The organism is Sorangium sp. So ce375 (genome assembly GCF_051473855.1).
GTDB lineage: Bacteria > Myxococcota_A > Polyangia > Polyangiales > Polyangiaceae > Sorangium.
Genome location: NZ_CP150335.1, coordinates 12891471 through 12910083, shown reverse-complemented (window position 1 = coordinate 12910083; position 18613 = coordinate 12891471). Strand labels below are relative to the sequence as shown.

Here is an 18613-nt window from a genome sequence, read left to right as displayed (position 1 = left end):
CCTCGGAGGCGCTCCGCGCTAGCTCGCGAAACCAGGGAGGAGCATTGCTGTCATCCGATCGGCGCTCACGATGCCCTGATCCTGCATCCAGCCGTTCGCCGCGGCGACGGCGGCGCGGCCCTCGTCGCCCTTCAGCAGCTCGCCGTGACGGCGGCGCGCCGCCGCGGCGTAGAGGGCCATGCCGGCGGCCTCGAAGCCGCGCGCCGCGTCGGCGAGCTGCTGGATGGCCGCCTCCGCCTCGCCGCGGGCCGCGGCGATCGCGGCGCGCACCGCGGCCGCGAGCGGGTCGGCCCAGGGCATGTGCTCCGCGTCGATCTTGCGGGCGGCGCGCGTCGCCTCCTCGTACAGCGGCTCCGCGTCGGCCGGCGTGGCCGCGGCGGCCGCGGCCAGCGCGGCGCAGGCCCGGAGGTGGGTGATGATGATGCGCACGGCCTGGATGCGCAGGACGAGCGAGCTCTCGATGCCCGCCCGCTGCTCCGCGAAGAGGCGGTAGGTCGCCTCGCCCTCGCCCCGGTAAAGGCCGATGTGCGCGCGGGCGACGAGATCGAAGTAGCTCTGCAGCTGGAAGCCCGCCTTGGACCAGCTCCGGATGGCGTCCTGCGCCTGGCGCAGCGCGGAGTCGGGATCGTCGCCGACGAGCCAGTAGGCGTTGCTCTGCGACGAGCGGAGGCTCGTGGCCAGGTAGCGGTCGCCGCGCTCGTCGGCCGTCTGCAAGTACATCGGGACCCGGCGCATGAACTCGCGCGTCTCGCCGCCGTACCAGAGCGCCCAGACCGCGAAGGTGTGCGCCCAGCTCCGCTCCCACGTGACGCCGGTGCAGCGCTCGCGAAAGATGGTGTCCGCCCGATCGAGATCCGCCACGCCCTGCTGCCAGCGGCCGAACAGCGTCGCCGTGACGCCGCCCACGAACCCGACGAGGCCGAGCGCGTGAGGCCTGCCGATGCGCGCCGCGATCGCGCTCGCCGTCGAGAGCAGGTCGGCGACGCGGGGCGCCGACGGGCCGCCGTCGATCGCGAGGTAGCTCGCCTCGAAGGCGAGGGCGCGGGTCACGCGGTACGGCTCGCCAGCCTTCAGCGACAAGAGGAGGTTGCGCGCCTGGAAGTCGGCGCCGCGCGTGGGATCGACGATCGCGAGCCCCATCGCCGCCGACCAGCAGACGTCGATGCGCGTGAGCTCCTCCGGCGAGACCTCGTCCGCCGGGCGCTCGACGAAGTTGAGCCCGCGCAGGCGCACCTGCGCGCGCCGCAGCATCAGCGACGCGACCGCGAGCTCGGGCGTCTTCGGCACCTGCATCCCGACCGCGCCGAGCACCGAGCGCAGGCCCGCCATGCCGGCGTCGACGTAGCCGGCGCGGAGCAGGTTCTCCGCGGCGCGGCGGCCGAGATCGATCGCCTCGGCCTCCGGGGCGCCGTCGCTCGCGGCCATGTAGGCCTCCGCGGCCTTGGCGCCGCGGCCGGCGCTGCTCAGCGCGTCGCCGAGCTTGGCGAGCACGACCCGCCGCTCCGCCCCGCCAGGCAGGTGGAGGTCGATCGCCATGCGGTAGAGGCGCGCCGCGTGGTCGAACGCGAACGCGGCCTCGGCCTGCTCGCCGGCGCGCACGGCGTAGCCGGCGGCGCGCTCCGGGTCCCCGGCGGCGCGCCAGTGCTCGGCCAGCGCCTCGAGCTCCGCGCGCCCCGAGGCCTCCAGCGCCAGCGCGAGCCGGCCGTGCCAGCTGCGCGCCGCCTGATCGTCGAGCCGGCTCGCCACCGTCTCCCGGATGCGGTTGTGGAACGGCTCGACGAACTCGTTCTGACCCGAGCCGCCGGTCCGCACGAGGTTCGCCGCGCGCAGGGCCGAGAGCACCCGCGTGAGCTCCCCGAAGTCCGCCGCCATCGCGTGCGCTGCGACCGACGTCAGCACCGGCACGCCCGCGCACACGACGAGCTCGAGCAGCTGGCGCGCCCGCGGGTCGAGCCGGCTGATCCGCGCCCAGAGGACATCGTCGAGGCGCACCGGGCCGCCGTCGGCGTCCGGGGACATCATCCGGTGGCGCAGGAGGGCGTCGATGAACAGCGGGTGGCCGCCGGCCTCCTGCGCGATCGCCTCGATGCTGAGCGGGCGGCCGACGTGAGCGCCCCGGAGGAGGAGCGCGCAGAGCTCCTGCGCCTCCGCGAGCGACAGGCGGTGGAGGATGATGTGCCCGAGCGAGTCGACCGGCACCCCGAGCTGCCGCGAGACGGGCGGCGCGGTCTCCGAGGCCGTCCTCACGGACGCGATGAGCATCATCGCGCGCGGGCGCGACGGGTCGACCGGCGCGCCCGAGGACACGGGCCCGTCGAGGCCAGCGAACGAGCCAGGCCTGTTCGCGGCGCTCAAATCGGCATCCGTCCACGGGCGCATCACCTCCGAGAGCAGCGCGACGCTGTCGGCGTCCGCCCACTGGAGGTCGTCGATCGCGAGCACGAGCGGCCGCTCGGCCGCGAGCCGGCCGAGCAGCTCCCGGAGCGCGGTGAAGACGAGGGCGCGGATCTCCGGCGGGTCGATCGCCTTGCGCCGCGCGCGCGCCTCCGTGATCGCCGGGACGGTCCGGAGCACGGGGAACACCGTGCCGAGCAGGCCCGCGTTGGGCGGCAGCAGCGCCTTGACCTGCTCCGGCGCGCGCTGCGCGAGGTGCCGGCTCAGCCCGTCGATGAGCTCGTCCACCGCCTTGTAGGGGACCGCCTCGCGCTCGTAGCAGCGCCCCGCGAGGACGAGCGCCTCCTTGTCGATGCGCTCCAGGAACCGGCGCAGGAGCGCGCTCTTGCCGACGCCCGACTCGCCCTCGATGAACCGCGTGACCGCGCGCCCGAGCTTCGCCTCGGCGAACGCGCCCTCGAGCGCGGCGAGCTCGCTGTGCCGACCGACGAAGCCGATGCGCTGCGAGAGGACGGGCGGCTCCTCGATGGGCTCCTGCACCCGCAGCCGGCGCAGCACGTCGCGCGCCGTCGGCCGGGCGGCGGGATCGATGCGGAGCATGTCCACGCAGAGCTCGTCGATGTCGGGAGGCATGTCCTCGACGAGCTGGCTCGGCGGCGGAGGCTCCGCCCGCCGCATCATGTCGAGCGCCGCCTTGGGCGCCGTCTGGAACGGGTAGACGCCGGTCAGCGCGAGGTAGAGCATGACGCCGACACTGTAGATGTCCGCCTCGGGCCCGGCCGCCTTGGCCTCGGCCTGCTCGGGCGCCATGTAATGAAGGGTCCCGACGACGGCCTGCTCGCGCCCTGGGCCGCTCGCGTCGGCGACGAAGCCGAAGTCGAGGAGGACCACCCGCTCTTCCGCGGTGACGAGGACGTTGGAAGGCTTGATGTCGCGGTGAACCTTGTAAGCCGCATGCACCGCCGCGAGCCCCTGGGCGAGCTGCGCCAGGGCCGAGCGGAGGCGGGCCTCGTGGAAGGGGCGCTTGATCCGGCCTTGTTGCACCGCCGCGGAGGCGCTCAGAGACCACATGGGGCTCGAGGGCCGGGTCGAGCGCGGCCCGCTGCTCGCGGGCTGGCCCCTCGGCGCGGCGTCGCCCTCCTCGTGGAGGCGCACGTGCACCACGAAGTCGACGCCGCGGATGAGCTCCATCGTGAAGAAGAGCTGCCCCTCTTCTTCGTGCAGCTCGCCGAGGCTGACCAGGTTCGGGTGCTGGATGTCCTGCAGCGATCGGAACTCGTTCTTGAACCGGAGGCGCGCCTCGGCGCCCAGATTCCGGAGGATCTTCAGCGCGACGCGCCCCTTTCGGTCGCGATCGAACGCCTCGTACACAACCCCCATCCCGCCGACCCCGACGACGCGAACGACCTGGAAGCGACGCGTGCCTCCGAACTCGGGTCTCGCGTTCCTCAGGCCCATGCGAGCACCAAGAAATCACCGGCGCCTGGCGGTGGCAAGCCAAGCGTGACCACGCGTGGACCGCGCGCGAGGTGCGCGAGGTGCGCGTGGACCGTGCGTGGACCGCGTGCGAGGTGTGTGTGAACCGAGTGTGGCACGGCGACGGGATCGGCAGAAAGCTGGCATGCCTAGGCGAAGGGCGGTAGCGTAGCCGTCCGCGAGCGAGAAGAACCCGCCCGGGCGCGCGCCGCTCCGCCGGTCAGCACCGGCGCGCACCCAGTTGACAACGGGAGGGCATCATGGTCTGCGTAGTACGCTCCGAGGCTTCGGAAGCGCGTCCGAGAGCGCCACGTGTAAAGGGTTTGACGGGGTGATCCAGAGGTTGAGAGACTTCTTCGCGACGTCGGCGCGGCGCAGCGCGGCGCCCCCGATCGAGGGCGGGGTCGACCAGAAGCCGGGATGCAGCCTAGTCGTAGAGAACATCAGCAAGAGCTTCGGCAAGACACAGATACTGAACGACGTGTCGTTCACGGCGGAGGCCGGCGAGTTCGTGACGCTCCTCGGGCCTTCCGGCTGCGGGAAGACGACGCTGCTCCGGATCATCGCGGGGCTCGATCGGGCGGACCGGGGGCGGGTCCTCCTCGCGGGCAGAGGGGTTGACCACCTGCCCGCGAACCGCAGGCCGGTGAACACCGTCTTCCAGAACTACGCGCTGTTCCCGCATCTCACCGTGTTCGAGAACGTGGCGTTCGGCCTGAGATCGCGCAGCTTCCCCAACGAGGAGGTGCACGAGCGGGTGCGCGCCAGCCTCGCGATGCTGAAGCTCGAGGATCTCGCCGCGCGATACCCCCACCAGATCTCAGGTGGCCAGAAGCAGCGAGCCGCGCTCGCTCGAGCGGTCGTCAACGAGCCTGAGGTGCTGCTGCTCGACGAGCCGATGTCGGCCCTCGACGCGAAGCTCCGCGCCGAGGTCCAGCTCGACCTTCGCCGGCTCCAGCGCGCCCTCGGCAAGACGTTCGTGCTCGTCACTCACGATCAGGACGAGGCGATGACGGTCTCGGACCGGGTCGTCCTCATGAACAAGGGCCGCATCGAGCAGCAAGGCGCGACGACCGAGGTGTACGAGCGCCCGCGCAACCGATTCGTCGCCGAGTTCTTCGGCGCGGCCAACCTCATCTCGGCGCAGCGCATCGGCGCCACGCTCGTCTTCACGACCGTCGGCGCGCTGAGGGTCAAGACGATGCCTGAGTGGGAGTTTGGCACGCTCGCGATCCACCCCGAGTGGATCGAGCTCTGCGAGGACGAGCCCCCGGAGAACGGCGTGCGCGGCGTCGTGCGCGAGAGCTTCTATCGAGGCGACCACGTAGAGCTCATCGTCGAGCCCGGGCCCCTGCGCGTGCAGCTCAGCCCCCGCGCGCGGCTCAAGCCCGGCTCATCGGTCTGGCTCGCCCTGCCCGCCGAGCGGCTCGAGGTGCTCCTTGACTGAGCCCACGGTCTGGTATGGCCAGCTGACGACGCGGCGCAGGCTCCTCGCGCGAGGCTTTTTGTTCATCGCGAGCGGCGTCGCGTGGCTGTCCGCGTTCCTCCTCCTGCCGAGCCTCGCGCTCATCGTCGTGTCGTTCGTGAAGCGCGACGCGGACGGAGCCCTGATCTGGGAGCTGACGCTGGAGTCGTTCCAGCGCATCTTCGGCGCCGCGTCGGGCGAGAACGCGCGCATCCTCATCAGGAGCATCGTCCTCGCGCTGATCGCCACGACCGCCTCCGTGATGCTCGCCTATCCGATGGGCTTCTTCATCGCCCGCGGCTCGCGGCGCCGGCGGTTCTTCTGGCTCGCGACCGTGATCGTCCCGCTCTGCACGAACCTCGTGATCCGCACGTTCAGCTGGAAGCTCCTGCTCTCCGCGCAGCTCTTGCCCGCCAAGATCGCGGCGGGGCTCGGCTGGGTCGATCCCGGCCGCGACATCTACCCGAGCTGGACCGCGGTCACGCTCGGCCTCGTGGCGGCCTCGCTCCCGTTCGCGGTGGTCCCCCTCTACACCAGCATCGACCGCATGGACTGGTCGCTCGTCGAGGCGGCGCAGGACCTCTATGCCTCGCGCCTGCGCGTCTTCCTCGCGGCGATCTTGCCCCAGACCCTCCCTGGCCTCAGCGTCGCGGTGATCCTGACGTTCGTCCCCGCGATGAGCGTCTTCGTGGTGAGCGACATGCTCGGCGGCGCGAAGCACTGGCTGATAGGGAACCTGATCCAGCACCAGTTCGGCCCCGGCCGGAACATCCCCTATGGCGCGGCGCTGAGCCTGATCTTGATCATCCTGACCCTGGGCGGCGTCTCGCTGTATCGCCGGAACGGGCGCTCCGTGGAGATCTTGTGAACATCGGCCGCGGCCCCTGGCGCGCCCTGACGACCGTCGCCGCCTTCTTCGGCTTCGCGCTCCTGTACGTGCCGCTGTTCGCGGTCGCCGTCTACTCGTTCAACGCCTCGGAGAGGGGCCTCCTCTGGACGGGCTTCACGGTGCGCTGGTACGTCGATCTCTTCGCCGATCCCGAGACCAGCCGGCACGCCAGGGAGATCCGCGAGGTGGCCGTGAACACCATGCTGCTCGGCGGCGCCTCCACGCTCATCGCGACGGTCCTCGGGACGCTGCTCGCCCTCGGGATGCGCTTTCCGTGGACGAGCTCCACGAGCCGCCTGCTCGAGTCGATCGTCGACATACCCGCGGTGGCGCCGGACATCACGTTCGCGGCGGTGCTGGTCATGGCGTTCAACTTGCTCCGCCGGGTGGTGGACGATTGGTTCGAGCCCGGCATGACGACGATGATCATCGGTCATGTGACGTTCGAGATCGCGTTCGTCACGCTCATCGTGCGCAGCCGCCTCACGGCCATCGGACCGACGCTGAGCGAGGCGGCGATGGACCTCTACGCATCGCCGTGGCTCCACTTCCGGAGGGTCACGCTTCCCCTCCTGTGGCCGGCCATCGTGGGGGGCGCCATGCTCGCGTTCACGCTGTCGCTCAACGACTTCGTGATCAGCTTCTTCACGTCCGGCCCCCGCTCGGTCACGCTCCCGCTCTACGTCTACCAGTCCCAGGTGCGAGGCATCCGGACCGACCTGTTCGCCATCTCAACTATCCTCGTGTTCGGGGTGGCGGTGTCCATCATGATGCTGGAGCGCTTGACCCGCTGGAAGCACGATTGAGCTGCCACCCCCGCTCGGCCGAAGGGCCCTCGGCCCGGAAGCTCGACCGCTGACGGGCTCGCGCCGTCCTCGCGGACGCGGGGCAGGGCGAGCCGTCCGCCAGCGCACCGCGATCATGGACACGCGGGGAACACGACCGGCGATCGATGTCGCGTCGCGCTTGCGCCGGGGCGCGGGCTTGAGCGAACATCAGGGCCCTCGCGGCCCGCGAGCGCGCGCCCGACGGCGCTCGGCGGCCGCGTGCTCCGATCGCCGCGCGGCGAGATCCGCGCGCGCCGCGCGCTCGGCGCCGCTCAGGATGTATGCGCTCCGCGCCGAGCGCCTACACAGCGCGTTCGCGCGGACGTAGGGAACATCGCCCGCGTCGCCCACTTGTGCGAACAGGTTGGATCGGCTCACGGCTTACGGTAGGCTGACCAAGCAATGGGGCTGTTCGTCCCAAGCTCGCCGTGATCAGCGTGACTGCTGGCCCCGGCGGACGGCACCTCCGCTCCACTACGACCGTTGGGAATCGAGATCGAAAGATGAGCTTTCGTCGTTCCACAATCCTACTCACACTCGTTTCACTCCTCACATTCTCCGGTCGGCCTGCCTGGGCGGACGATCTGGCCGATGAGGCCGATCTACACTTCAGGATAGCCACGGAGCGCTACTCGGTCCGCGACTACCGGGGTGCCCTCGAGCACTTCCTGGTGTCGAACCGGCTCGTGCCAAACCGCAACGTCATCTTCAACATCGCTCGAACGTACGAGGCGCTCCAGGAGTACCCGGACGCGTTCCGCTACTACGTTCAGGCGCTCGATCTCGAGCCCAACGCCGCGCGCAGGCCCGCCATCGAGGAGGCCCTGGCGCGCATCCGGCCCAACGTCGCCGTCATCAATGTGACGACGGACCCGCCCGGAGCGACGGTGTACATCAACCGCCGCGATCTCGGCGGCCGCGGCAACACGCCCCGCCTCCTCGGCTTCCAGCCTGGCAAGCACAAGATCATCGTCGACCTCGAGGGATACGAGCCGGCGGAGGTCGAGAACGTCGAGGCGAAGATCGGCGAGCAGACGAACGTCGCGGTGAAGCTGAAGCGCATCGTCGGGACGGTGCGCGTGGTGGGCGAGACGGCGGGCACGACGGTGCGCGTGAACGACGCGAGCGGCCCTCCGGCGTGCACCGCGCCGTGCGACCTCACGCTGCCTCCTGGCCGGCACCGCCTCTACCTCTCGCAGGAGGGCTATCAGCCGTCGGAGCAGGACGTGAACGTCGGGGCCGCGAGCACGGTGACCGCGCGTTACCGCCTCAACCCGCTCACGGGCAGCCTGGTGGTCAACGCGGACGAGCGCGACGCGCTCGTCGAGGTCGACGGCAAGCCGATGGGCTTCACGCCGGCGGTCCTCAACGTGCAGAGCGGCCAGCGCAAGGTGCGCGTCTCGCTGCGCGGCTTCCGCCCGGTGGAGCAGGTCGCGAACGTCGTGGCGAGCCAGCAGACCCGCATCGACATCTCGCTCCGGCAGCTCGAAGAGGTCGAGGCCGCGTCTCGTTCGACAGAGGCCGTCGAAGACGCGCCCGGCTCGGTCACGATCATCCCTGGCCAGGAGCTCCGCGCGATGGGGTACCCGACGGTCGCGGAGGCGCTGAGGGGCACGCGCGGCGTCTACACGACCTACGACGGCGCCTACACCTTCGCCGGGATCCGCGGCATGAACCTGCCGGGCGACTTCGGTAACCGCGTCCTCACGCTCCTCAACGGCCACTCAATCAACGACAGCTGGGTCGGCCTCCAGATGACGGATTACCTGGCGAGGACCGATCTGGAGGACGTGGAGCGGATCGAGGTCGTCCGAGGCCCCGGCTCCGCGCTCTACGGTACAGGCGCCTTCTCGGGCGTCATCAACGTCGTGACGAAGTCGCGACCGACCTCGGCGTCCGCCGGCTTTGGCCTCGGCACCGCGGACAACTCCTTCATCCGCGGGCGGGCCTCGTTCCAGCTCCCGCTCGGCTCCGACTCCGGTGTCTGGATGTCGGCCGGCGCGGGCCGCAGCCTCGGGCGGGACTACTACTTCCCCGGGGCGGCGGACGCCAGCAGCGGGTACACCGGGGAGGTCCGCAACTCGGACCAGTTCAACGTCGGGACGCTCCAGGGGCGCATGTGGTTCAAGTCGCTGTCTGCGCAGTGGTACCTGAACTCGAGGGTCAAGTCGCTTCCGAACGGCGTGGCGGGAACCAAGCTCAACACCAACGAGACGAAGTACCGCGACACGCGCGGCTTCCTGGAGCTCATGTTGACGCCGCGGATCTCGGACAAGCTCAGCTCGATGACCCGGGCCAGCGTCGATCTTTACAACTTCCACGACAACCTGGAGTACCCCCCCGGGGACAATCACAAGGTCTTCGGCACCGAAGACTTCTTGGACGTCTGGCTGCTCGCCGAGCAGCGCATCGAGATCTCTCCGATCCCGTCCCTGAAGTTCACCGCCGGCGCCGAGGGGCGGCTGCACTTCCTCGGCGGGCACAGAGGCTGGGACACCGTCTGCGGGCCCGCCGGCACCTGCGAGAAGTTCATCTATCTTCCGCGTAACGAGCCGGACGCCAAGGTAGGCGATTACGAGGAGCATCCCTCTCATGTCCTGGGCGCCTATGCGCTCGTGGACATCACCCCGTCCGAGCGGCTCCGCATCTCGGGTGGTATGCGCCTCGACTATTACTCCCTCTACGGAGGCGTGGTGCCGAGCCCTCGGCTCGCGCTCATCGTCAAGCCGTACGAAGGTGGCAACCTGAAGATCTTCGGCGGCCGCGCGTACCGCGCTCCCACCGTCGAGGAGCTGTACTACTCCTACAATGACGTCTGGGTTCCCGGGAAAGACTGGAGCAAGATGTCTGCCGAGAACGTCTACTCGGGAGAGGTGGAGTTCACGCACCGGTTCTCGACAACGGTGTCGCTCGTCGGCGCGGGGTACCTGAACTACTTCGACAACCTCATCGCCCAGCAAGGAACCGCCACCCCGGTGACGGATCCGACGCGCTTCCAAAACACGGGGGTTCCGATCCTCGTCCTGGGCGGCGAGGCGGAGCTGCGGCGCGAGTGGCGCCAGGGCTGGATGGCCTCCGCGTCGTACTCCTACGCGCGCGCTCGGTACCTGGAGAAGGACGGCCATGACGACCTGCGGCACGTCCCGAACTCGCCGGAGCACATGGGCTCGCTCCGCGGCGCGATGCCGCTCATGGGCAGCGCCCTCACGCTGGCATCGCGCTTGACGGTCGAGGCGCCCCGGTGGGATCGCAACTTCAAGGAAGACTCGGGCGTCGACCAGGAGGAGACCGATCCGGCGGTGATCTGGGACGTGGTGCTGTCAGGGCAGCTCGATCTGGGCGGCCTCCGCTACAACATCGGCGTCTACAATGTCGCTGACTGGCGCTGGTCGGTGCCCATCGCCCCCCAGTACACCGTCTCCACGCAGTTCCCCCAGAACGGGCGGACGTTCCTCGCGTCGATCAACCTCAACCTCTGAGCGCCGCCAGCCGACCCGGCTCAGGCGCCGCTTCGAGCGCGTGAGCCGGGCACGGTGGCCGTCCCCCGCCCCGAGCTCAGCTCAGCAAGCCTAGGCAGCCGCCCCGATGACGTCGCAGAGGCGGCGCCGGGGCGGCCGCGCGACCCTCCGTTGAATCGAGTGAATCGAGCGGGAGCAGGCGCCCCCGCGGGTCCAGCGCCACGCTGGCGCTGCGAGGCGCCGCTCCAGGCACCCGCGCAAGCGCCGCGGGAAGCCGGAAGGCGCCAGCCGCGCTTCTCGCGGTCGGCGCCGGCGAGCCGTACAGGTCAGCCGTGCGGTCGCCCGATGCGGTCGAGCACGTAGTCGTCGAACTGCCAGAGCAAGCTCTCGTCCTCGAAGTACGGGCCAGGCCGGTACCCCCGCTTGCTCTTCAGGCCGGAGGCGATCAGCTCACACACGGCCCAGTCTTCCTTCTGCGCGACGTCCCAGAACTCGACCGCATCATTGCCGTCGAAGTCCGGCTGGGCCACGTGGCTGGGATCGAAGTAGATATCGGAGACGAACAGCGTGCGCCCGACCGACACAGGCCAGATGTAGTTGACGGAGACGTAGTCGGAGAACAGGCTGATCCCAAGGTTCGGGAAGAGCGTGTAGAAGTACATGCTGCGCGCCTCCTCGGCGGTGAGGCCGGGAAAGGGGCGCCGGTTGCTCGAGCCGCTCGTGGTCGCCGAGGTGTATCCGTCGCGCAGCGCCTGGGAGCTGCCCATGTATGCACCATCCGCCGCGAGGACGTCCGACTTGCTGTCAGGCGGGGAGACGCGGCTGAAGGCGGGGTGCACGCTCGGGCAGTGAGCGCACTCGTTGTAGTTCCCGACGACGATCTTCCAGTTCGCCTCGATGACGGACTCCATCCGGCGGTAGTGCTTCAGCCCGGTGAAGCCATAACGCCGCAGCCCGAGGTTCAGGCTGCCGAGGTGCTCGTCGAGCGGCTTCGCGGGGTTGCCGAAGTGAACGAAAATGAGCCCCTCGTACACCGCGGAGCGAGGCGAACGGAGCGGATAATCCTCTGTACGGAACCCGGTCAGGCTCTTCGTATGAGGCGCCACGACGAGCCTGCCTCGCAGGTCGTACGCCCACGAATGGTAGGGGCAGACGACGTGCTTTCTGAGGTGCCCCGAGCGCTCGCACAAAAGCTGGCTGCCCCGGTGCTGGCACACGTTGAAGTGCACCTGGACCCCGCCGTCGCTGTCCCGAACGATGAACAGCTTCTCGTCGAAGACGCTACAGGTGATGTAGTCGCCCGGCTTGGGGATCTGGGCGACGTGCCCGATGCACAGCCAGTCATCGAAGAAGATCCGCTCACGCTCCAGATCGAAGATGGCCTGGTCGAGATAATAGTTTGCCGCCAAGCCGTGACGCATCGGGTTCATGGCCTCTCCTGAGTTGCTCGCTGCGTGTCACGATTCATCGGGCTGAACGGTCACCCCTCCGCGATACGAGCACGTCCTCCATGGCAACTGATATCCGAAACCCTCGGCAGAGGGTATCTTTTTCTTCGGACGGACAGCCTCTGCCTTCTGCGCTCGCCGATGTGGACATGTGGACACCGATTGTCCGCTCCACAACGGCATCGTTGCAATGCTTCCAGTCGCACTGTTTGGCCGCACTGTTTGGCCGCACATGTGTGCCCATGTGCCCCGCCGCCGCGCGGTTGTTCCAACGGCCTCACCCGCTCGACCCAGGAGACGGCCCTGGCCTGCGCGGGCGTGGCCCTGCGTCGCCGCCGCTCTGCGGCGGCGGGATCACGGCGCATCAGGAGCGATCGAAGCTTCGATGTCGCGCATTGAGACCGCCGGACGCAGAACCGCAGCGCTTCACCGTCTCCACGACGACACGACTCGCGCTCACGGACAGCGCCGCGGCCTTCGCCGAATTTTCTTGACGTCCGCGTCGCATTTTGCTCCGGTCATCAGGAGGGCTCTCGCGAGCAACCCAAGCAACGCTCTTCGCCTGTGCAATGGGCTCGACGACACAACGTCATCTGATCGGCTGAGCTGCTCGCGACGCCGTGTACGGATCTGTATGGGCATCGGCTCGCCCATGGCGCGCGGGGTGTCGCCTTTTAATCACTCGCCGCTGGCGCCGCAGCACCTGCTCGCAGCCGCTCTCTGCAGCACGACGCGATCTGTCATGACGGGCCGCTTACAGCAGCACAGAAGCGGATAGCAAAAATTCCGCAGGTGTTCGCCGGGTCATGCTATGGGTCGAACAGGCCCAGAAAGAATTTGACGTGATGAACAAACGCCCAGACTTCCCACTCAAAGTGTTTCCGCGGCTCGAGACCGAGCGCCTGATCCTGCGAGAGCTCGCCGACACGGATGCCGAAGCCTACTTCCAGGTGTGCTCGGAGTATGAGTGGCTAAGACTCTGGGGCTTTCCAGTCCACCGCTCGCCGAAGGACACGCTGGAGATGATCCGGCATCAGAGGGAAGCGTATGAGGCCGGCCTCCAGCTCCGGTGGGGCATTGCCCTTCGCGGCCTCAATAAGGTCATCGGATCCATCTGCCTCTATCGCTTCGTCGTACCCCACTTCCGGGCCGAGGTGACGTACGAGCAGGCGCGCGCCGTGAGCGGCAATGGGTACATGACGGAGGCGCTCCGCGCGGTCGTGCGGTTCGGCTTCGATGAGCTGGAGCTGCACACCATCGAGGCGGGCATCGATCCCGGGCACGCCGGGTCGCTCCGCGTGGCCGAGCGGGTAGGCTTCCAGCGAGAAGGGTACCTCCGGGAGAACTTCTTCTTCGAAGGGCGGTTCTACGACACCATCCTGTGCACGATGATGAGCGGGCGCCCGTCGACGCGCCCCTGGAAGAAGTGACCCCTGCTCGCCGAGCCCCGCGGGCTGCCTCGGCTCCGCGAGCCCCGTTCCGGCTCGTACGCCCTCATGGTAAGCGCAGGATGACCGCCGAGGGGCTGCGCCGTCCGCTCCGGACCATAGCGGCGAGCAGATTCGTGTGATACGGACTCAGCCGCTAGAGCGGGGTGCGGATTCGGGTGATACGAGCTCAGGCGCTAGGCAGGCGAGTGAGGCGTACGAAGGTACGCCGCGGCGAGCTTCACGCTGCGGATGAGCCCGTAGCGCACTGGGCTGCGCCCCGCTGTGGACCATGGACGGACATCAGCATCACCGCGACGCCATCGCAGCTAGCGATTGTTCCTTGACCATGGCAGCCTGTTGCTATGCCGCCGTGCGCAGTGGCGCCCGCAGACGCGCGAGGGGTGCGTCGACATGAGCCAGGCGCGCCAGCGCCCCCGCAGGACCCGAGCGCCAGCGCCGCCGCAGGACCCGAGCGCCAGCGCCGCCGCAGGACCCGAGCGCCCGCGGCGCCGCCCTCGCCGCGCGCGATGGAGGCCCGCGCCGCCCGTGGGGCCCTCGCGCCCGAGGCGGGCCGGCTGAGCTATCATTGGATTGGTGATAGTCTATCTGAAGGTGACAGTGAGGCAAGATGAGTAACAATATCGGCGATCATGCTTTTACGGCTCAGTCGCTGACCAACGTCTCTCCAGAGCCGTTTTATTCGGGTGCGCTATCGTTCCTGCGCCGGAAGTACTCGCGCGACCTGACGGGCGTGGACGTCGCGGTCACCGGGCTGCCGCTCGACACGGCGACGACCCACCGCCCCGGCACGCGCTTCGGCCCCCGCGCCGTGCGGGAGGCGTCGACCACGCTCGCGTGGGAGCGCCCGTACGGGTGCGATTTCAACCCGATGCAGGAGCTGGCGATCATCGACTACGGCGACTGCGTGTGGGATTTCGGCCGGCCGGAGAGCGTCCCTGCCGCCATCGAGGCGCATATCCTCGGCATCCTGCGCGGCGGCGCGGCGCCTCTGTCCATCGGCGGAGACCACTTCGTCACGCTGCCCGTGCTGCGGGCCATGCACAAGGAGCACGGCCCCCTGGCGCTGATTCATTTCGACGCTCACTCGGATACGTGGAGCCGCGCCGAGGAGGACGGGCGGATCGATCACGGGACCATGTTCTTCCACGCCGCCCAGGAGGGGATCATCGATCCGGCCCACTCCGTGCAAATCGGCATCCGCACCTACAACCCGGACACGCACGGGTTCCAGATCCTCGATGCTCCCTGGGTCCACAAGAACGGCGCGGCGGCCGTGATCCAGCGCACCCGAGAGGCGGTGGGTGGGCGCAAGGTCTACCTGACCTTCGACGTGGACTGCCTCGACCCCTGCTTCGCCCCGGGTACGGGCACCCCTGTCTGCGGCGGGATCAGCACCGCGACGGCCATCGAGATCCTCCGCGGTCTCGCGGGCATCAACCTCGTCGGGATGGATGTCGTCGAGGTTGCGCCGGCGTACGACGTCTCAGGCATCACCGCCCTGGCCGCCGCGACCATCGCGTTCGAGCACCTCGTGCTGTACGCGAGCAGGCCGAGCGCCACGCCCCGGCGCTGAGCGCGGAGCCCCCCCACATCCTCGCGACCCGTGCTCTGCCCCCCGTGGCGCTCGCCTGCGCCCCCTGCGCGCGACGAGCCGTGGGACAGGCCCTAGTTCGACTTGATGGCTGTCCAGGCTTCGTCGTAGACCTTCGAGGCCTCGCCCAGGTCACGGTGGTATTCGAGGCGCGTCGAGATCTCCCCGGTCGGGTAGATGAGCGGGTTCTCCCGCTCTTCGGCGGGGAGCTTGGCCTGCGAGGCGGTGTTGGGCGAAGCGTACTTTGTGAACAGGGAGAGCTGCGCGCCGATCTCCGGCCGCAGGATGAAGTCGATGAACTTGTGCGCCAGCTCGGAGTGAGGCGCCTTCGCGGTGACGGCGAGCACGTCGACCCAGATCACCGAGCCCTCCTTGGGGATGATGAGCCCTAGGCGCTCCTTGTCCTCGGCCACCACCTTGGACGCGTCGCCGTTCCACACGACGGCCATGTCGACAGAGCCGCCCTTGACGTCCTGGGTCGCCCCGACGCCGGCCCTGAACCCGAGGCACTTCGGGTTGGACTTCGTCTCCTTGAGGAGCTTGCCCGCCTCGCGGATCTCCTCCGGCTTGGTGGTGTTGCTCGAGAAGCCCTTGTACTTCAGCGCGACCCCGAGCATGTCCCTCATCTCGTCGATGAGCACGAACGTGCCCGGCATCTTCGGCGGATCGAAGATGACGTCCCATGTCGGGCTCAGGTTGGGGAACTTCTGCTTGTTGTAGATGATCGCGACGGTGCCCCACTGGTAAGGCACAGCGTGCTTGTTGCCGTCATCGAACGAAGCGCCCGAGAAGCGCGGCTCCACGTTCTTGATGTTCGGGATCTGGGCATGGTCCAGCGGGCGGAGGAGCCCTCGCCGGACGAGCCTCGGCATCGCGTGGCTCGCCAGGACGACGACATCGTACTGGCTGTCGGCGCCCCCGTACGCCAGCTTGCTCTCCATCTCTTCCGTGGAGTCGTAGATCGTCATTCGCAGCCGGGCGTTGTGCTGCTTCTCGAACTCCTGGACGATCTTCTCGTCGATGTAGGCCGGCCAGATCAGCAGGCTCAGCTCGCTGGGGGGAGCGGGCGCAGGAGCCGCGGACGCGCTGGGCCCATCGGACTTTTTCGCCTTCTCAGAGCAGGCTGAAAGCAAGAACACGCCGAGAAGCGTGGCGAGCACCATCAGGGGCAGGCATCTGTATCGCATAAGCCGATCCTTTCATTATTCCATGCGGCGTGCCGCTCGCTCCGGCGTCTGACCCGAGGGGTATGCCCTTCGAGCCCCTCGGTCGGGCGTTAGTTGAACAGCGATTTGAGAGGCCCAGTCGAATGCACAATTCTCCTGGCGAGCAGCGTGACCACGAAGTGGTGGAACGCAGCGGCCAGCTCGGGCGCCTCCGCGGTCATGCGGATCAGCGCCTCCTCCGAGAGCCGGTAGAGCGTGGCCCGTCGGCTGGTGGTGACCGTCGCCGACCGCTTCTCGCCCATGTAGAGCCCGGACTCGCCCACGACCGACCCCGGACCCATGGTGCGGAGCCGCTTCACCTTCATCCCGTCGATCTCGAGCCAGGCCGTCAGCTCCCCGCTCTCGATGAGATAGAGGTCCTTCGAGACGTCGCCCTGCCGGAACAGATCGAACCCCTCCGGCGCCTCCACGCGCTCGAGGTAGCCGAGAAAACGTATCATGTCCTCACGGCCGTTGAACACGTCCTGGAGATCGTAGAACAGCATCGGCGGCGGCAGCATGCTGGGCGGCGCGTCCGCGATGATCTCGTTCTCACACGCCTCGAGGCCTCGATCCAGATCGGGGTAGATCCGACAGACCTCGTCGCTGTCGCCGCCGACGACGACCTCGCCTCGCTGGAGGTGATTGCGGATATCCGCTCGCACCTCCGTCAAGATGAGCTTCACGCCGTTCGCCTTGGCGAGCCTGCGGAGCCGGAGGAAGCTCGCGATGGCGGACGAGTCGATGCCGTTGACGTGACGGAAGTCGAGCAGCAGATAGCGCACCTTCTCATCGTCGTCGTTCTCGATGCGCTGCTGCGCGCTCGTGAGCAGGTTGTACGCCGTCCCGAAGAAGATATAGCCCTGGAGCTGGAGCACGTAGAGCAGCTTGGCGCGCCCCGTCAGGGTCATCTCCTCGCCGTCGCTGCGGGCGACGTTGCTGCGCAGGTGAACCCCGGAGATCGCGTTGCGCACCACCTCGATGCGGCTGTAGCTGAGCGCGAACAGGATGAACGAGATGCCGAGCCCCACGCCGATGCCGACAAGGAATCCCCGGACGGCGACGACGAGGAGGATCGCCACGATGACGAAGTACTCGATGCGCCGCAGCCGGAACCAGCTCTCGTAGAGCGTGTTGATGAGGAAGTGAAAACCGAGATACGCGATCAGCCCGCCGAGGACGGGGCGCGGGAAGTACAGGATGGCGTCCGCGCCCACGAAGAGCACAAGGCAGCTGATCGACGCCGCGACCAGACCGGAGACGCGGCTGTTCGAGCCGGCCTTGTAGCTCATGGACGACTCGGCCAGCGACAGGTAGCCCACCATCCCGCCGAACAGGCCCGTGACGATGTTCGCGACGCCGGTGGCTCGCAGCTCGCGGTCGAGGTCGATCTCCTGCTCCGTCGCCAGCTCGACGCCAGACGCGCTCAGGAGCACGGTGATGGCGGCCATCATCGTCACGGCGGCCATGTTGCCAGCGCTGCTGAACAGGACCGCCCAGTCCACCTGCGCGAGGTCCGAGGGCCCGATCGGCGGCCAGAGCGACCTTGTCGGGAACGGACCGAGGAGCCAGCCGCCGTCGAGCACCTGCTGGACGCTGACGCCGGCGAGGCCCACCGAGATGTAGAAGACGCCGATCGACCCCCCGAGCAGGATGGGGAGGAGCAGGAGCGACGAGAACCGGCGCAACACCGAGAGGAGCAGCACGCCGAACACGAGGCCCGGGAGGACCCGCGTCAGCAGGTTCGGGTCCGCGAACACGCGCGGGAGCTCCTCCAGCGCCGAAGGCTGGCCGGACATCACCGAGATCGACCCCGTGAGGAGGAGCCAGCCGGCGCCTGCGATGAAGCCGCCGGCGACGGGGTACGGGATGAAGCGGACCAGGATGCCTAGACGCAGGATACCCAAGAGCAGGAAGAAGCCGCCCGCGACGACGGAGGTGATCGCGATGGCGACCACGATCGTCGGGAATGGGCTCATCCCCGGGTTCTTCTGCGCAATGCCCGCCGCGATCGTCGACGCCATGGAGGCGAGGATGACGGCCGCGTCCTCCTGCGGCGCAGCGATCACCGGGCGGTACGAGCTGAGGAGCGCGACGAGCACGCCGACGATGACGGAGCTGATCAGGATGATGCCGATCCCTCGCGAGAGGTAACTGGCAAGATCGTGGTTGAAGATCAGCGCGCCGAGCGAAATATCGAAGGAGACGACCAGCATGCCCGAGACCATGCCGGCGATGACCGCGGGCATGATCTTGGACGGCTTCACCTTCGCAAGGAGGTCCTCGTTCGGCAGCTCAGATGACTCCTTTGTTGCCTGTCGTGTCATGCGCTTGGGAGACCTCTTCGTCGATTGTCGGCAAGGTTCGCGTGGCGGTGAGGTCCGAGGCGAATCGGCGCCGCCGAGCGGC

General features: G+C 68.5%; 10 protein-coding genes. 6 read left to right on the top strand and 4 right to left on the bottom strand.

Annotation, left to right across the window (positions count from 1 at the left end):
* Positions 1-18: 18 nt before the first annotated feature.
* Positions 19-3852 (bottom strand): serine/threonine-protein kinase, encoded by a 3834-nt coding sequence (locus tag WME90_RS48005; protein WP_437278832.1) that lies wholly within the window; start codon positions 3850-3852, stop codon positions 19-21.
* 349 nt (positions 3853-4201) lie between these two features.
* On the opposite strand from WME90_RS48005, the gene WME90_RS48000 reads away from it, so the two are divergent.
* The 4 genes from WME90_RS48000 (at position 4202) to WME90_RS47985 (ending at position 10530) form a co-directional block, all read left to right on the top strand.
* Positions 4202-5317, top strand: a complete 1116-nt coding sequence (locus tag WME90_RS48000; protein ID WP_437278831.1) for an ABC transporter ATP-binding protein — start codon at positions 4202-4204, stop codon at positions 5315-5317.
* Entirely contained in the window at positions 5310-6203 is an 894-nt protein-coding gene (locus tag WME90_RS47995; RefSeq protein WP_437278830.1) for an ABC transporter permease, read from the top strand. Before WME90_RS48000 ends, WME90_RS47995 begins: the two co-directional genes overlap by 8 nt.
* Positions 6200-7030: an ABC transporter permease gene (locus WME90_RS47990; protein ID WP_437278829.1), complete on the top strand. Its 831-nt coding sequence runs from the start codon at positions 6200-6202 to the stop codon at positions 7028-7030. Before WME90_RS47995 ends, WME90_RS47990 begins: the two co-directional genes overlap by 4 nt.
* Before the next feature lie 524 nt (positions 7031-7554).
* On the top strand, positions 7555-10530 hold the full coding sequence (locus tag WME90_RS47985; protein WP_437278828.1) for a TonB-dependent receptor domain-containing protein: 2976 nt from the start codon (positions 7555-7557) through the stop codon (positions 10528-10530).
* Between the two features lie 305 nt (positions 10531-10835).
* On the opposite strand, the gene WME90_RS47980 is transcribed toward WME90_RS47985, so the two are convergent.
* Positions 10836-11939 (bottom strand): aromatic ring-hydroxylating oxygenase subunit alpha, encoded by a 1104-nt coding sequence (locus tag WME90_RS47980; RefSeq protein ID WP_437278827.1) that lies wholly within the window; start codon positions 11937-11939, stop codon positions 10836-10838.
* Positions 11940-12802: 863 nt separating this feature from the next.
* On the opposite strand from WME90_RS47980, the gene WME90_RS47975 reads away from it, so the two are divergent.
* Positions 12803-13387 (top strand): GNAT family N-acetyltransferase, encoded by a 585-nt coding sequence (locus WME90_RS47975; RefSeq protein ID WP_437278826.1) that lies wholly within the window; start codon positions 12803-12805, stop codon positions 13385-13387.
* Positions 13388-14015: 628 nt separating this feature from the next.
* Complete coding sequence (gene speB / locus WME90_RS47970; protein ID WP_437278825.1) at positions 14016-14981, top strand: agmatinase; 966 nt, start codon at positions 14016-14018, stop codon at positions 14979-14981.
* Between the two features lie 92 nt (positions 14982-15073).
* Here the strand turns inward: speB and WME90_RS47965 are convergent, their stop codons facing one another.
* Entirely contained in the window at positions 15074-16186 is a 1113-nt protein-coding gene (locus WME90_RS47965) for a polyamine ABC transporter substrate-binding protein (RefSeq protein WP_437278824.1), read from the bottom strand.
* A gap of 89 nt (positions 16187-16275) precedes the next feature.
* The gene (locus WME90_RS47960) at positions 16276-18531 is read right to left on the bottom strand and encodes a SulP family inorganic anion transporter (protein ID WP_437278823.1); all 2256 of its coding nucleotides are present in this window, start codon (positions 18529-18531) and stop codon (positions 16276-16278) included.
* Between the last annotated feature and the right edge of the window lie 82 nt (positions 18532-18613).

Excerpts from the sequence above, each read along its gene's own strand:
- WME90_RS47960 (WP_437278823.1), bottom strand. The coding sequence starts at position 18,531 with ATGACACGACAGGCAACAAAGGAGTCATCTGAGCTGCCGAACGAGGAC.
- WME90_RS47965 (WP_437278824.1), bottom strand. The coding sequence starts at position 16,186 with ATGCGATACAGATGCCTGCCCCTGATGGTGCTCGCCACGCTTCTCGGC.
- WME90_RS48005 (WP_437278832.1), bottom strand. The coding sequence starts at position 3,852 with ATGGGCCTGAGGAACGCGAGACCCGAGTTCGGAGGCACGCGTCGCTTC.
- speB (WP_437278825.1), top strand. The coding sequence starts at position 14,016 with ATGAGTAACAATATCGGCGATCATGCTTTTACGGCTCAGTCGCTGACC.
- WME90_RS47975 (WP_437278826.1), top strand. The coding sequence starts at position 12,803 with ATGAACAAACGCCCAGACTTCCCACTCAAAGTGTTTCCGCGGCTCGAG.
- WME90_RS47985 (WP_437278828.1), top strand. The coding sequence starts at position 7,555 with ATGAGCTTTCGTCGTTCCACAATCCTACTCACACTCGTTTCACTCCTC.
- WME90_RS47980 (WP_437278827.1), bottom strand. The coding sequence starts at position 11,939 with ATGAACCCGATGCGTCACGGCTTGGCGGCAAACTATTATCTCGACCAG.